Annotated in this window: 7 protein-coding genes and 2 pseudogenes; 6 read left to right on the top strand and 3 right to left on the bottom strand. The window is 52.7% G+C overall.

Features of this window, described 5'->3' with window-relative positions; genetic code table 11:
- Positions 1–36 precede the first annotated feature (36 nt).
- Both LVQ77_RS01965 and LVQ77_RS01960 read right to left on the bottom strand, forming a co-directional pair.
- Positions 37–8,610 carry a glycoside hydrolase family 94 protein gene (locus LVQ77_RS01965; protein WP_232903513.1) on the bottom strand — a complete coding sequence of 2,858 codons (8,574 nt, stop codon included), beginning with the start codon at positions 8,608–8,610 and terminating at the stop codon, positions 37–39.
- 314 nt (positions 8,611–8,924) lie between these two features.
- Positions 8,925–9,119: pseudogene (locus tag LVQ77_RS01960) on the bottom strand (putative quinol monooxygenase); the annotation flags it as partial.
- A gap of 8 nt (positions 9,120–9,127) precedes the next feature.
- On the opposite strand from LVQ77_RS01960, the pseudogene LVQ77_RS01955 reads away from it, so the two are divergent.
- Positions 9,128–9,466, top strand: a pseudogene (locus tag LVQ77_RS01955) (MFS transporter); the annotation flags it as partial.
- 199 nt (positions 9,467–9,665) lie between these two features.
- Here the strand turns inward: LVQ77_RS01955 and LVQ77_RS01950 are convergent.
- On the bottom strand, positions 9,666–10,691 hold the full coding sequence (locus LVQ77_RS01950; RefSeq protein ID WP_232903929.1) for an alpha/beta hydrolase: 1,026 nt from the start codon (positions 10,689–10,691) through the stop codon (positions 9,666–9,668).
- Between the two features lie 272 nt (positions 10,692–10,963).
- On the opposite strand from LVQ77_RS01950, the gene LVQ77_RS01945 reads away from it, so the two are divergent.
- The 5 genes from LVQ77_RS01945 to LVQ77_RS01925 all read left to right on the top strand — a co-directional run bounded on the left by LVQ77_RS01945 (position 10,964) and on the right by LVQ77_RS01925 (position 15,578).
- Entirely contained in the window at positions 10,964–12,130 is a 1,167-nt protein-coding gene (locus LVQ77_RS01945) for an aldo/keto reductase (RefSeq protein ID WP_232903512.1), read from the top strand.
- A gap of 14 nt (positions 12,131–12,144) precedes the next feature.
- Complete coding sequence (locus LVQ77_RS01940) at positions 12,145–12,825, top strand: heavy metal response regulator transcription factor (RefSeq protein ID WP_012606387.1); 681 nt, start codon at positions 12,145–12,147, stop codon at positions 12,823–12,825.
- Positions 12,826–12,840: 15 nt separating this feature from the next.
- Positions 12,841–14,298 (top strand): heavy metal sensor histidine kinase, encoded by a 1,458-nt coding sequence (locus tag LVQ77_RS01935; protein WP_232903511.1) that lies wholly within the window; start codon positions 12,841–12,843, stop codon positions 14,296–14,298.
- A 64-nt stretch (positions 14,299–14,362) separates the two neighbouring features.
- The gene (locus LVQ77_RS01930; RefSeq protein ID WP_172893304.1) at positions 14,363–14,842 is read left to right on the top strand and encodes a (R)-mandelonitrile lyase; all 480 of its coding nucleotides are present in this window, start codon (positions 14,363–14,365) and stop codon (positions 14,840–14,842) included.
- Positions 14,820–15,578 (top strand): carboxymuconolactone decarboxylase family protein, encoded by a 759-nt coding sequence (locus LVQ77_RS01925; RefSeq protein WP_232903510.1) that lies wholly within the window; start codon positions 14,820–14,822, stop codon positions 15,576–15,578. The genes LVQ77_RS01930 and LVQ77_RS01925 overlap by 23 nt, the downstream gene beginning before the upstream one ends.
- Positions 15,579–15,588 lie beyond the last annotated feature (10 nt).

The following is a 15,588-nucleotide window of genomic DNA, read 5'->3' as shown; positions in this document are numbered from 1 at the left end:
CGGAAAACCTCTGGTTTGGCTTCACCATTTTTTGGATTAGATTTCTGTCCCTAAGTTAATCTCTACAACGTGCCGTTGCCCATCATCAATCAGCGGAATAGTATTTCCTGACTGCGATACTCCATCCAGCATGACCTGATATTCGCCCTCGCCGCGCTGCGCATTTATCTGATAATCACTCGAACCATGTCGATAAACCATGCTTACATAAGGCCAGTCGCGTGGCAGTAATGGATGAACGGTGATTGAGTCACCCTGGCGTTGAATACCCAGCAAGGTTTCGATGATTAACCGATATGCCCAACCGGCCGAACCGGTATACCAGCTCCAGCCACCACGCCCGGTGTGCGGCGCAACGCTATAAATATCTGCCGTCATCACATAGGGTTCGACTTTATAACGTTCAATGGCATCCGCAGTGAGTCCGTGATTGATCGGGTTAATCAACGACCATAGCTGCCAGGCCCGTTCGATATTGCCGCTACGGGCAAACGCCATCACCGCCCATATCGCTCCGTGAGTATATTGCCCACCGTTTTCACGCACGCCAGGCAGGTAACCCTGAATGTAGCCAGGGTTTGGCCCGTTTCCGTTAAATGGCGGAGTAAGCAGTTTTATTAGCCCCGCCTCGTTATCCACCAGGCGTGAGTCCAGCGCCTGCATCGCTTGCGCGCACCTCTCCGTGCTTCCCGCACCGGATAACACCGCCCAACTTTGGGCGATAGCATCTATCTGGCACTCTTTTGCGCTTTGCGAGCCTAAAGCTTCTCCACTATCAAAATAGCCCCGCCGATACCAGGCCCCATCCCAGGCCGCCGCCTCAAGATTGATTTGCAGTTTTTCAGCTTCTTTACGGCACATTGCGGTGATTTCGTCATCGTTGATTTGTTCGGCAAGCTGCGCAAATTGCTGCAAAACATCATAGAGGAAGAACCCAAGCCAGACGCTCTCACCCTTGCCTTCTAACCCGACGAGGTTCATGCCGTCGTTCCAGTCGCCCGCCCCCATCAACGGCAAACCATGTTGACCAAATCGCAAGCCGTGACAAATGGCTTTTACCCCGTGTTGCCATAGCGTCTCTTCAAGCGCGCTGATAACCGGTTGTTCATAAGCCGACTCCTCGCCCGGTTGTAACTCACGCCCCTCAAGGTACGGCAAGCGATGTTCGAGCAAACCGATATCGCCGGTGGTTTTAACGTAGTGGCAAATAGATAACGGCAACCAGAGGTAATCGTCTGAACAACGGGTGCGAACCCCATTCCCTAATGGTGGATGCCACCAGTGTTGAACATCTCCTTCAACAAACTGACGTGATGCACACAGCAGAATTTGCTCGCGCAGCCGTTCCGGCGCGGCATGGTTCAGAGCCAATGTGTCTTGCAACTGATCGCGGAAACCGAAAGCCCCACCGGACTGGTAGTAACCGCTGCGAGCCATCAGACGGCAAGCGATGGTCTGGTAAAGCAGCCAGCCATTAGCCAGTAAGTTAACCGCAGGATCAGGGGTAGAAACGACGATTTTGTCGAGCATGCGATGCCAGTGGCTATGAACATTCGCCAGTTCACTACGCGCGGCGTCTTCGCTCAGATACTGGTTAATCATTGATTCCGCGTCATGCGGACTCTGCCCGATACCCAGCACAAAAATAAATGTCCGTTGGTCACCATCGATCATCGTAGTAGCAGACTGAACCGCGCCGCATGGGTCCAGCCCTGCGCCCGTTTTATCCGACAATGTGCGTAGCTTCATGGCCGCCGGATCGCGCTGCGAACCATTGCGCCCAAGGAATTCCCGACGGTCGCCCGTCACTGAACAATGCACACCCGTCACCGCGAAGAATGCCGTTCTCTCCGAGCCGTTGCTGTCGTAGAAGTTATTTGCCAACACGCCGCAGCCACGCCCGGTTGTCGACGCGCGAGTCACAATATGCATGCCCGATTTGCTGCGCGATTCACCCAGCGTCCACTCCACATAACCGGTCACGGAGATTTTGCGGGTGCGCCCTGAAGTATTACTGAGCGTCAGAATGGCGATTTTTACCGGTGCATGTTCTGCCACCAGTATTGTTAACTCCGTATCGATACCGGTTTCACGGTGGGCGAAAACGCTGTAGCCAAAGCCGTGACGGGAAAGATAGTGCCCGTTGCCGCGCACCGGCAAGGTGGTCGGTGACCAGACTGCACCGCTTTCTTCGTCACGCAAATAGTACGCTTCGCCAGAACGATCGCTAATGGGGTCGTTTTCCCATGGTGTAAGCCGATATTCGTGTGCATTTTCATACCAGGAATAGGCCTGGCCCGCTTCTGAAATGACAGTGCCAAAACTGGCGTTCGCCAGCACGTTGGACCATGGCGCAGGTGTCTGGTCATTTTCATCCAGCGTAATCTGGTATTCGCGGCCATCTTCCGAAAAGCCGCCGCGTCCGTTGAAAAACACCAGCGCACGGGTATCTGGCTGCCACGGATCGTGTTGATTAGTGGGGATCCCAAGGCGAGGTGTAAAGGCCGGTTGTGCAGGAATGGTCGCCTGGAGGCGCTGGCTCAGCTGTTCTTTCAGGCCGCCAGCCCGGTCATCGAGCACAATTTGCGCCACACTCAGTAGTAAAAGCCGATCCTCCGCCGACATATGTTCGCCGTTGCGCACAAAAATACCGCCGGATTTATCTATCTGGCTGGCTTCAGACCCGGCCATAATCAACTCTATTATCTGGTTTTGTAGCTCTTGCTGATAACCCCCAGGGTTATCGTTAAGGATAACCAGGTCCACGGCCAGTCCTTTCAAACGCCAGTAATGGTGTGCCTGAATCATCGTGGTGATGAGCAAAATACTTTCATCACTGGTGATGTTAAGAATCACAATCGGCAGGTCGCCTGAAATAGACCAACCCCACAGGCCTGACTGCCCGCGACGGTTACGACAAAGCGTTTTGGCGTCCGCTCGCAGTTCAGGGCCAGGGAAAAGCACCGCGCTGGCGAGACGGTTAAAAAGCGTTGCATCGTCTTCGTTGGCATTAATCTGGCGCAATACTATCTGGCTATGTGACCACGCCAGCTCAAATACGCGATCGGCTATCGGGTGGTCGTGATATTTCTCAATCAGCGCCTGGCTGTGCTGGCGGCTTTCCGTCACGCCATAAATAATATCGACGGTAACCGGCAATCCGGGTTGTAAAACGATGGTCTGACGAATGGCAAGAATCGGATCCAACACCGGCCCAACGCTGTTGCTCAGCACGCCGCTTTGTTGGGTTGCCAGCGCATTGGCAGGGGTTCTTCCTCGCCCAAGGAATTTTGCACGGTCAGTTTCAAATGAGGTGTCGTTCGGAGCCTGACCATGTACCACCATGGTATGAAACATCCACGGGCAAGCTTCATCAGGAGCGCGAGGCCTGCGGTGGCAGAGAATGGCGTGCTGTTCGGGAAGCAGCTCGGTCTGAATAAACAAGTTACTGAATGCCGGATGTGCCAGATCACTTTCTTTCGGCGCCAGCACCACTTCTGCATAAGTCGTCAGCTCAATGGTGCGCGGTTGCCGCCCACGATGCAGCAGCGTGACGCGGCGCAGCTCAATATCATCTTCAGGTGAGACAACAATCTGCGTTTTAACGCTGACCGTTCCCGCCAGCAATTTATACTCAGCTCCCGCATCGGTAAATATCACATCGTACTGGCTGACCGGCTCACCAAGCGGCTGCCATGTATTGCTCCACACTTCATTGGTGACAGGGTCACTGATATAACAAAACGCACCCCAGTTATCGCAGGTTGCATCGCTGCGCCAGCGGGTTAACGCCAGGTCTTTCCAGCGACTGTATCCGCCACCAGACTGACTAACCATCAGGTGGTAATCAGCGTTCGACAGCAATTGAACTTCAGGGATCAGGCTGTCTACGTCGGTAAACTCACGAGTTTCATACTGAACCGGTTGCAGAACCCCTTCGTGAGATTCGAAATGGCGACGCGGGCTGTACAACTCAACCGCATCAGGAACCCGTTCTTGTAGTAACAAACGAGCCGACTGGAATGACGGACTGGTCATAAATCGGTCGACCATCGGAGCACCCAGCAGCACGTGGGAAAGTGCCTGGAACGCCATGCCCTGGTGGTGTGCCATCCATGAACGAACCACGGCGTACATCTGGCCACTGGCAAGGCGCGAAGGCGTGTAGTCCAGCGCTTCGTAGAAACCATACTCCCCACGAGCACCATTTTTCTCGAGCTTCAGCAGGTTTTCACAGGCTTTATGTGGCGAAACCGTCAGCGCCATCATGGTGGCATACGGTGCGATGACCATGTCATCTGCAAGTCCCCGTCGCAAACCAAGGCCCGGCACACCAAAAGCGTGGTACTGGTAATTTTGCAGCGCATCAAAGGAGTAATAGCCCGACTCTGAAATCCCCCACGGCACGCCCCGCTCTTTACCCCAGTCAATCTGGCGTTTGACCGCCGACTGGCTCATCTCTTCCAGTAAACTTCCCGGATAAGTCGGCATCACCAGGTTCGGCATTAAATATTCGAACATTGAACCACTCCACGACATCAGCGCCGTTTCGTTATCAATGGTGGTAAACAGCCGTCCTAACGCAAACCAGCTTTTCAGCGGCAACTGGTTAGTGGCAATTGCCAGGAAACTGGTAAGACGAATTTCCGAAGGCAACAAATCGTAATGGCTGTTATCGAGCTTATTATTGTCGCAGTTATAACCCACGCTGAGCAGACTGGTGACCTCGTTATACAGAAAGGCAAAGTCCATTCGCGCGTGCTCAGTCAGGCGTTGTTCCAGCTCCGTAATAATATCCAGGCGTGTACGTGCCTGGCGGATCACCGATTCTGAAGGACTGCCTTCGCCTGTATGTTTGGCCTGTGCCAGCCAGTAAAGTGTTGGTAACGATTCACCCTGCCAGTTTGCGGGGAGCCAACTGAGAAAATGAGTCCATTCATGGCAGATAAGCACTAACTGACGCTGGAGATGATCCACCCAGCGGCGGATGCGCCCCTCTTCATGATTGCAAAGTGCGTGAAGGCGATTGCTTTGCGCACGCATATTTTTCAATTCAGGAAAGAGTAACGCCGGATGGAGTGTTGCAGCGGTTTTGCAGTGATTGCGAAGCTGACGCAGCGATGTCGGTGCATGCTGCCCCCAGGCTTTCTCGAGAATTTGTAATGTGTCATCGAGGCCCGTTAGCAATTGCTTGGTGTTCAGTATTGGCCTGTTACGCAGCCCCGTTAGCCCTGCGCTGAGGGTGAGCAAATGCCCGGCCATATTGCCGCTGTCGACACTGGAGATATAACGCGGATTGAGCGGCACCAGGGTGCGCGTGTCGTACCAGTTGTATAAATGGCCGCGGTAATGCTCCATTTTATCCAGCGTGTCGAGCGTCAACGTGATGCGTTGCAGCATTTCACCCTGCGGAATATAGCCAAAATCCCACGCCGTCAGGTTGGCCATCAGTGACAAACCAATATTTGTTGGCGATGTGCGATGCGCAATTACCGGCTGGGGAATTTCCTGGTAATTATCCGGCGGGAGCCAGTTTTCTTTCTCAGTGGCAAACGTTTCAAAAAAGGCCCATATCTCGCGACTACTTTGGCGCAGCAGGCTTTTGTTTTCATTATTAAATGTGATGGACGCGCGGGCAGGTTCACGGCTCAGCCAGCTTAATAATAGCGGAGCGAGACACCACAGCACACCGACGGGTAACGCAACAAACAGCATCATCGGGGCCAGGAATGCCGCAAGCAGAATCAGTGCCAAACCGGCAATAACATTGAACCACATTGCGCGATAAAAACGCATCGGCGAGACTTTCGCGCTCTCAGTGCCCTGGTCGAAACTGGCCCACTGGTTGAGATTGTGATGGCTGATACCGAGGCGCCATAAAGTCACCGCAATGGAATGCAGCGAATAACCGGCCTCATGAGGCAACGTGATAAACCCGAGGCCAATGCGCATCAGGCGTTTAAGCCCACCCGATGACACCAGAATCAGATGTTGCAAGAATGGCCGCCGTGGGGGTTTATTGAGAATATCCTGGGCGATAACCAGCACAGTGGGAAGTAACAGCACCGCAGCCAAAACGCATATCCAGTAAAATGGATTCGGGACCAGCAAAAGGGTACAAAACACCAACACAAGAAATGACGGTGCGACCAGGCTACGACGCAAGTTATCCAGCAGTTTCCAGCGAGAAAGCGTAGTTAGCGGGTTTTTGCCGCGCGTGCCATCCGCTTTTCTGGGATTGAGTTTAAGCCAGTTCAGCAGTTGCCAGTCGCCGCGTATCCAGCGGGTACGCCTTGCCACATCGGTAAGGTAATTATTGGGATACTGCTCATAAAGCAGCACTTCACTGAGCAAGCCGGAACGGGCATAGCACCCTTCCAATAAATCGTGGCTCAGCACCAGGTTTTCCGGGCAAGTATTGCGCGTGGCTTGCGTAAAAGTATCTACATCGTAAATACCCTTGCCAACAAACGAGCCTTCACCAAACAGGTCCTGATAAATATCCGATGACATCATCGAATATGGATCGTTACCCGGCACGTTACTGCACATAGCCGCATAGCGCCCCTGCCCGTTACGCGGGATCTCTTCAGCAAGCCCTGGCTGCAAAATACCGTACCCTTTGACGACGCGCTGTTTTACCGGATCGTAGACCGGATGATTAAGCGGGTGCGCCATAGTTGCGACTAACTTATGGGCGGTATCGCGTGGCAGGACGGTATCGCTATCCAGAGTGATGACATATTTCACCCCCGCAGGCGGGTTAATTACATTGCTGTGGACTTCAGAAAACTGTTCTGCGGGTTTGCGTAACCAACTATTGAGCATCGACAGTTTGCCGCGTTTACGCTCATAACCCATCCAAACGTTTTGTTGTTCATTCCACTGCGCCGTGCGGTGAAGTAAAAAGAAAAGCGGCTGGGGAACGGAGGCATAGCGGCGGTTCAGATTCTGCATTTGCGCTTCAGCCCAGTGCAGAAGCTCGGCGTTTTCCGGCGAGTTTTCATCGGGGGAATCAGCAAAATCCGTCAGCAATGCAAAGTACAGATTGGCCGTATTGTTACCGAGGTAACACACTTCCAGACTGTTTAGCAGCTTGTCTATCCCCGCGCGGCTGGTAAGTAAGCAAGGAATAACAACCATGGTGCAAAACTCGGCTGGAATGCCAGTCGAGAAATCCATACGTGGCAACGGGAGCGGAGAACGAAAGCGAGTCGTCGCCTCACTGAGTAAATTGATCGCTAACTGGCTAACCAGCACGACCAGCGGCAGGGCAAGAAGCGCCAGCGGCCAGTTCATACCTTGTTCGTGTGTATGCGATAAAACGTCGGCGGTAAATGCGGTGGTCAACAGGCTCAGGCTACCGAGCCAGGAAAGCAGCGGAATTTGATTAAAGCTGTGGCGTAGTCGGACTACCCAAGATGTATTTGCCCCAAGCTGTTGTTCCAGTTTCGAGCGCCCTTCCCCAATAAGATAATAACCAACATGGTTACCATCTGACTGTGCCATCTCAAGAATGTGACGCGCGACTTCGGGTTCACTGTGGTGGCTGTGCCGGGCGAGGATCTCGATAATGTGCCGATAGTGGTCGCGAGTATCAAAATGCATAGCCGGGTAGATACCGCCGGGATCCTGGCGCAATGTCTGTTCGACCAGGCTCATGGCTTCGGCAAAGTCTGCCCAGTTGGTTTCGCTTAGCAGACGCAAACCGGCAATGCTGTTACTAACCGATAGCTGGCTGGCAGCAAGTTGCTGGTTGAAGCGGTGAATCAGGTAATCGGTGGTGACGCCTGTTTCAGCAAGGCGCTGTTCAACCCAGGTCAGCGGCAAAGAAAGCATATTCCCCCGCCCCTGCAAGCGGCGAACGAGCTCAGCCACAAAAGCACTGCTCAATGGCGGGCGTGAACGAGCCATATCCGCAATCACCATAATCAAATCTGCTGGCGTGTTCTCGGCACATTCAAAAATACGCGTTACCCAGACATCGGCGAGGTTTCGTTCTTCCTGCGCGTCAGCGACTTCGATACTGACCCGGCGTAAATTCTCGATAAGCGCCAGGCGCAACATTCCCGGTAGCGCCCAAAGCTCTCCGAGTGTTAGAGGAGTGACCTGTTGATATGCTGCAATGTAGCTTGTCAGACTGGCAGCATCCCAACGGCCATCAGCGTGGGCAATGGCTTCAGAGGCAATGTCATAAATACGCGGGCAATTATGTGGCGCGGCTAACGGCGGCAACCCCTTGCCAAAATTCTTGGGTAGGTGATGGCGAACCACGCGGATTTGTTCTTCGATAAGATAGTAATTATCCAGCAGCCATTCGCCAGCGGGCGTAATTCCTGACTTTTCACCCGCGTTGAGTAGGTAGCAATTACGGGTAATGATGGCTTCATTATCTTCCAGGCGCTTGAGTAAGTAGTAAGGCAACTTGGTGGTCGATAATTTATGGGAACGCGCCAGCTTCTGGCCATAGCGTTCCATTTGGGCCGCAGAAAATAGCTCAGCTTTGATAGGACTTTCATTCGCAGGCTCAGTGCCCAACCAATCAGAGGTTTTTGGATGCAATTCCAGTGACTTACTCGCGGTAAACCACTGTTTAAAGTTTAATTTCATGAATTTGCTCATCAGGCGATGTGAACGCACAGGAGCAGTTGTTCAATCAGATCAGAAACGTTCTCTCAGGATGGGGTGTCAGGCATCAGGGATTTAACAGCTGCAAGAGTCTTCTATAAAGTATAGGTTAAATTTTGTTCGTTTTTCTTGCGTGAGTTTTCATATGCCTGTGAAAAGCATTGCGAGTAAGCCCGGAGCTATAAAGTGATTTGCCTTTCAATGAAGGGAGTTCATCCTAGCACGCCCATGAATAAATAACGCACAGTTATCGGGGCGGCGAACAGAAAGCTTGCAGGCTTTCGGTTGAGGATACCAACCGAGTTCATCAGGATATAAGTCGCTTCTTTTCGAGTGTATTGATTAATCCTGGGCACAAGACGTTTGAAATGTTCGCTGGCGCAGTGTGCATCCAGAGCCGAGCGGTCAGGCCACTCCTCTATAAAAATGAAATGCCCCGGATCTTTCTCATCAATATATAAGTCATAGGCAATATAGAGTGGCTCCTTTCTGTTGACCACTTCAAACCGACATCTATCTTCCGGCTATGCCCGTCATGGCGAAAGATTTACAGGGTGATGCTGAACTGACGATCACAGGGTTCCTTATCGGCTTTTGCATTGCGCAACTGATTTGGGGACCGATTAGCAATCGTTACGGGCGTCGTCTGCCACTGTTTATCGGTTTAGGCCTATTCATCATCGGCTCGGTGGGCTGTGCATTATCAACAGATATCGTGCAAATGTTATACGCTATGCCTGACGTTCTATTACGTTGCAGCCTACGCCTTTATCACGGGCTCTCCGTTTGTATATATCACGTACTTCGCAGCACTATGGTTGGACGATGGGCTGGATAATTGCGGTGTTTACGGCAGCCAGCGCCTTGATGGCATTGACTGTTCAGGTAAAAAACAACTATCCCCTGCCCGAATGATTTTATGAATTTCATTCATAGTGGCTATTAACCAGGCGTAATTATCTTTCATCCCGACTCCGTTAATCTGAACGATAAATTCTGGATAAGTCGATACCCACCGGGGTATCGACAGATGCGGATTAAATATTCTTATCGAAGAAGACGTCTAACTTTTGCAAAGCCTGGTCAACGTATTTTGGCACCCAATACGTCTCGATATGGGTAGCGCCATCGATCAGGAAGAGTTCTTTGTCCTTGGTACCGGTGGCTTTCGCGAACGCATCTTCAGTCATATAGAGCGTATCGGCTTTTGTACCGGCAATCATCAGCAGCGGTTTATTGATGAGATTGATATGGTCCGTTACGTCAAAGCTCATCAAATCCAGCAGACTGCTGGTGGTGTATTTAAACGTAGAGTTCGGGTGCGCGTGGGTTTTCCAGTAGTACTCGTAACCCTGGCGATACAAGGCAAAAGGTAATTTAGCAATCTGCTCATCAGTCAGGTTGGCATCGCCGGAGTAAAGCACTTCTCCTCCGGCGGCTTCCTGAGCACGTGCGTCAGAAGCCTGCTGAAGACGCTGCTGGATAGTATCCAGCTGTGAATCCTGCATACCGTTGCGGCGCACAAGCCCGGAGTTAAACATGCTGATGGTTGCTATCGATTTGAACCGCTTATCTGTCTCGGCGGCAACCAGTGAATACCCGCCGCCACCGCAAATACCCAGCAGACCGAGGCGGGAAGTATCAACCCCCGGATACTGGCTGATATAGTCAGCCATGCCGTGAACATCCTCAATACGGTTAGCCGGTTTATCCACGCTGCGTGGCATACCACCGCTGGCACCCTGATAAGCTGCATCGGCGGTAATTGTGATGTACCCATGCTCGGCAAGGCGCTGCGCATACAACCCGGCGACCTGCTCTTTCACGCCACCATTAGGATGTGCGACCACCACGGCAGGGTATTTTTGGGCGGGATCATAGTTAGCAGGGGTATAGACATTCGCGGCAATCTGGATGCCATGCAGATCGTATTTCACCGGATGAATGTTGACCTTGCCTTTGACGTTCTCGGTGATGGCACCGTCATAGGCCAGTGTGAATGGATTTTTTTTATAATCAGCCGCATTGACTGAGGTCACTCCGGCCATTGCCGTGAGTAGCATTGCACTGATAAGCGTGAATTTCATGGTCTCTCCCGATGAGTGTCAGCCTGGTTATGAAGGCTCGCGGAATCAAATTTGCAGGCTCAGATTAGGCAGAGAGGGCTGTCAGCATCGTGACAGGGAAATAACATTTTTGTCAGGAAAGAGTCCGGGATGGTTAGTGTTTCTGACAACGCTGTCAGGTAACTGTCAGCTTTATGTTGGCAATCAGGAGGCAGAATGGTCTCGTTTAATGTGATTCATATTCAATTTTCTGAGAAACGGAGCGATCAATGAAAAGCCAGAATGACCTAACAATGCCAGAGCGACGCAAGCTATTAGTCGCCGGGGCGGGTATTGCCGCCGCCTCGCTGCTCCCCCACGTATCGGCGGCGAGCCAATCCTCTCAGGTCGATTCATCCAGACAAACCAGCCAACGCAATGCTACTCCGGGCAAGCGTAAACTCGGGAAGCTGGAAGTCTCAGCCGTCGGTCTGGGCGTGCAGAACATGAGTCGCAAATATGACACCTCTGTTCCCTGGCGTCCTGAGATGATCAATGTTATCCACCGGGCATTTGATGAAGGGGTAACGTTCTTCGACGCTGCTGAAGCCTACGGCCCTTTTGAAGTCGAAAAAATTCTCGGGGAAGGCGTCGCCCCATTCAGGGACAAAATCGTTATTGCCACTAAGTTTGGCTGGAACATTGACCAGCAGACAGGTAAGCGACTGCCGGGCCTTAACAGCAGGCCGGAACATATCAGGCAGGTCGTCGACAATATGCTCAAACGCCTGCGTACCGATCGTATCGACTTACTTTATCAACATCGAGTTGATCCACAGATCCCTATCGAAGATGTCGCCGGTGTGGTGAAAGATTTAATGGATCAAGGAAAAGTCCTGCACTGGGGTCTGTCTGAAATGGGCATCAACACGTTGAGACGCGCCCATGCGGCATTACCCGTTACCGCCGTACAAAGTGAATACTCCATGCTCTGGCGCGGCCCTGAAAAGCAGGTACTTCCGGTATGTGAAGAGCTGGGCATTGGTTTTGTGCCATGGAGCCCACTCGGCGTACAGTTTTTAACGGGCTGGATTGATGGAAATACCCGGTTCGCTGCCGGTGATATACGTGCTATAGAAACGCGATTTTCACCCGACAATCTCCCGCACAACTTACAACTCGTTGAGTTGCTGAAAACCTGGGCGATAAGAAAAAATGCCGCACCGGGTCAGATTGCGCTGGCATGGCTCCTGGCCCGTAAATCCTGGATAGTTCCGATCCCGGGCACCACCAATAAAGACCATATGCTGCAAAACACAGCGGCTACCGGCGTGTCGCTGACTGCGGCAGAAATGACCGAGCTCACCCGCTCACTGGATGCGATCACTATCCAGGGGCAACGTCTGCCGGATGCCGTGCAGGTTTATTCCGATGTTGAAGCACCGATGAAAAGTTAAGAGGAAGTCCCGTTATGCGCCTGTTGTTAGTCGAAGATGAAGAAAAAACGTCAACCTATCTCAACCGTGCGTTGAGTGAGTCCGGATTTACGGTAGATGTCTCTGCAGATGGCGCTGAAGGTCTTCATTACGCGCTGGAGTTCGACTACGACGCGATAATACTGGATGTAATGCTACCCGGGATGGATGGCTACCGGGTACTTGAGGGTGTGCGAGCAGCCAAACAGACGCCGGTATTGATGCTCTCGGCTCGCGGCTCGGTCGACGAGCGCGTTAAAGGGCTTCGTCTTGGCGCGGATGATTATCTGCCCAAGCCCTTTTCGCTTATTGAGCTGGTGGCGCGCATTCAGGCACTGGTGCGCCGCCGCGCTACGGATGGCGCAGACATCACCCAACTGCAAATTCACGATCTGCATCTCGACTTACTGGCTCGCCGCGTATTTCGCGCCGGAACGAGACTGGAACTGACCGCAAAAGAGTTTTCCCTGTTAAGCCTTCTGGCCCGGCATCAGGGGGAGATTCTGTCAAAGATGATGATTGCGGAGCAGATATGGGACATGAATTTTGACAGCGATGCCAATGTGGTTGAAGTCGCCATTAAACGACTTCGCGCCAAAGTGGATGCCCCGTTCGATATCAAACTGCTGCATACCGTTCGTGGCATGGGTTATGTCCTCGAAGTCCGGTCCGAATAAATGAAGAGGATAAGCATGCCTAAGCGTTCCATCTCCGTTCATCTGGCGCTGATGTTTGCCTTATCCGCGCTGCTGATTGTCTCCGTTATCGGCATCCTGCTCAGAAGCTCCTTGCATGATTCTTTGCAAAAGCAGATGCATAACGAACTGCTGTTCCGGGAATCATTAATGAGTCCGTGGATCACCGCCCGAACCTCGGCTGACGGCTGGTCTACGCTGGCCAATAAATTTACTGTGTTGACCAATTCTGAAGGTGAACGCGTTCGCTACTGGATAGTGAGCGATAACCCACGCTTTAGCATCGGGGGAACACCACCAGTGGGTGTTCAGTGGTCTTCTTTACAGGAAGGCTTTAATAAAGTGCCCGGTGCATCAGAAGGTGCATGCTCGCTGTTTCTGTTAGTGAAAACCATCCCCGCCAACGGTGAAAGGCCTGAGCTGCGCTATGTGGTTGCTATCGACTCCACACCGTACATGGGAACACTTGATGCGTTCACGCGTACATTGCTGATCATTACCGCACTGGGCGTCGTGATTGTCGCCTTACTGGGATACATCGTATCAAGGATCGGTCTTCGTCCGGTTAGGGCGCTCAGTAAACAGGCCCGGCAACTCGCTCCCGGGGACCATGGTCAGCGCCTGAATACCGAAGCATTACCTGACGAATTACAGCAGTTAGCATCATCTTTTAATGGCGTGCTGGAACGGCAAGAGGTCGCCTGGAGGCAGCTCGAAAGCTTCAATGCCGATGTTGCGCATGAACTCCGGACTCCGCTGACTAATCTGATCGGCCAGACGCAGCTGGGGCTCTCACGCCGACGTTCGCAAGATGAACTGGAAGAGTTATTGGGTTCCAATCTGGAAGAGCTTGAACGTATGACATCTATAGTTAACGACATGCTGTTCCTGTCGCATGCTCACGCGGGTGAACATGCTTCCCAGCTTACGCAGGTGTCCCTGAGAGAAGAAACCCTGAAAACTGCGGAGTATGTTGAACCCTCTTTTGCTGAAAAACAGCTCTCTCTGGATGTTCAGGGCGACGTCACCGTGCACATCGACCGGCGACTGTTCCACCGTTCACTGGCTAATTTACTGGAAAATAGCGCAAGACACTCACCGTCCAACAGCACGGTTACGGTGCGCTTAAGCGAAAAAGGTCATCAGGCCTGTGTCGAAGTTTCAAACCCGGGCGATCCGATAGCACCAAAGCACTTACACCGGCTTTTCGAGCGGTTCTATCGCGTCGACACCTCCCGATCCAGGAGTGATACCCATCATGGACTGGGCCTGTCGATCGTGCGTGCTGTCGCCATTATGCACCGGGGAGATGTCTTTGCCCGTAGTGAAGGTGGCATCAATACATTTGGCCTCACCTTTGCGATACAAGCGGATAAAGTGGCGGGTAATGCTCAATCCAGCGCTGAGTCGGGACAAGGGTTAACTGACAGAATTGTCAGGGGGGCGTCAGCCTGACGTCATTACTCGCTCGATAAAATCATCGCAGGCAATTCCCTCTTCATTGATAAGGACGCTTTGCATGATCGGACATTTACGTTACCTCGGGCTGTTACTGCCCTTCTTCACCTTTTCATCCTGGGCAGCGGAGCAAAATCCTGCTGTCCATATCGCCCCCGCAGGAAGTCAGAATGCGGTGTACGGGCCTGCCGAGAACTTTACCGGTCGCGTCCGGGTTGATCCTCTCTTCAAACCGGATAACGACATCAGTGTTTCCGGGGCTTATGTCACGTTTGAGCCTGGTGCCCGCTCCGCCTGGCATACGCATCCGGCAGGTCAGCGGCTGATTGTGACCTCGGGTGTCGGGCTGACCCAACAAGAAGGCCAGCCGGTGCAGGTTATCCGCGCCGGTGACGTTGTCTCTTGCCCGGCGGGCGTCAAACACTGGCACGGGGCGGCACCCGGCAGCGCGATGACGCATCTGGCGATAACCGGGATTGTGGATGGCAAAAGCGTTAACTGGATGGAGAAAGTGACAGATGAACAATACCACGCCCATTAAAGCATTAGCGGCAGCGGTACTGCTGACCTTTGGTTTTGGTCTCGCAGCACATGCTGCGCCCGTCAATAAAGGAGCCTCAGAAGTGAACCACGAACAAAAGGTTTCAGATACGTTGTCAGCCCGCCAACAGGCTATCCCGTTGATTGCGGCATCGATGGCCAGCAGTCAGATGGATAAGCTGAATGCAGCCCTTAATCAGGGTCTTGACGCAGGGCTCACCATAAACGAAACCAAAGAGATTCTCGTCCAGCTTTATGCCTATACGGGCTTCCCCCGTAGCCTGAATGCGCTTAGCGAACTGATGAAGGTCGTCGAAGCACGTAAACAACGTGGCATCGAAGACGTTGAGGGCAAAGAACCAGTCGCACCTATCCCTGTCGGGGAAGAGCTTCGCCGTGTCGGTACTGCAAACCAGACAAAAATCTCAGGCGCTCCCGTCCAGGGCCCGCTATTTGATTTTGCCCCAGTGATAAACCAATTCCTGCAAACGCATCTGTTTGGCGACATTTTCGCCCGCGATAACCTCGACTGGCAAAGCCGCGAGCTGGCAACGGTTGGCGCATTAGCGGCCACGCCGGGCGTCGAATCACAACTGCTGTCGCATACGCGAGCAAGCATGCGGGTCGGCCTGACGGCGTCGCAGCTGCGCCAGCTGGCGCAGGTTCTGCGTGAACATGGCGAAAATGATGCAGCAACGCGAGCTGAAAAGGCGCTGCAACAAGCCCTCGCAAACTAACAGGAGCTGG

The sequence above is a fragment of the Buttiauxella cochleicola genome (assembly GCF_021282435.1).
Classification (GTDB): domain Bacteria; phylum Pseudomonadota; class Gammaproteobacteria; order Enterobacterales; family Enterobacteriaceae; genus Buttiauxella; species Buttiauxella massiliensis.
The sequence above is the reverse complement of the archived record's forward strand: the minus strand, read 5'-3'. Positions and strand labels throughout refer to the sequence as shown.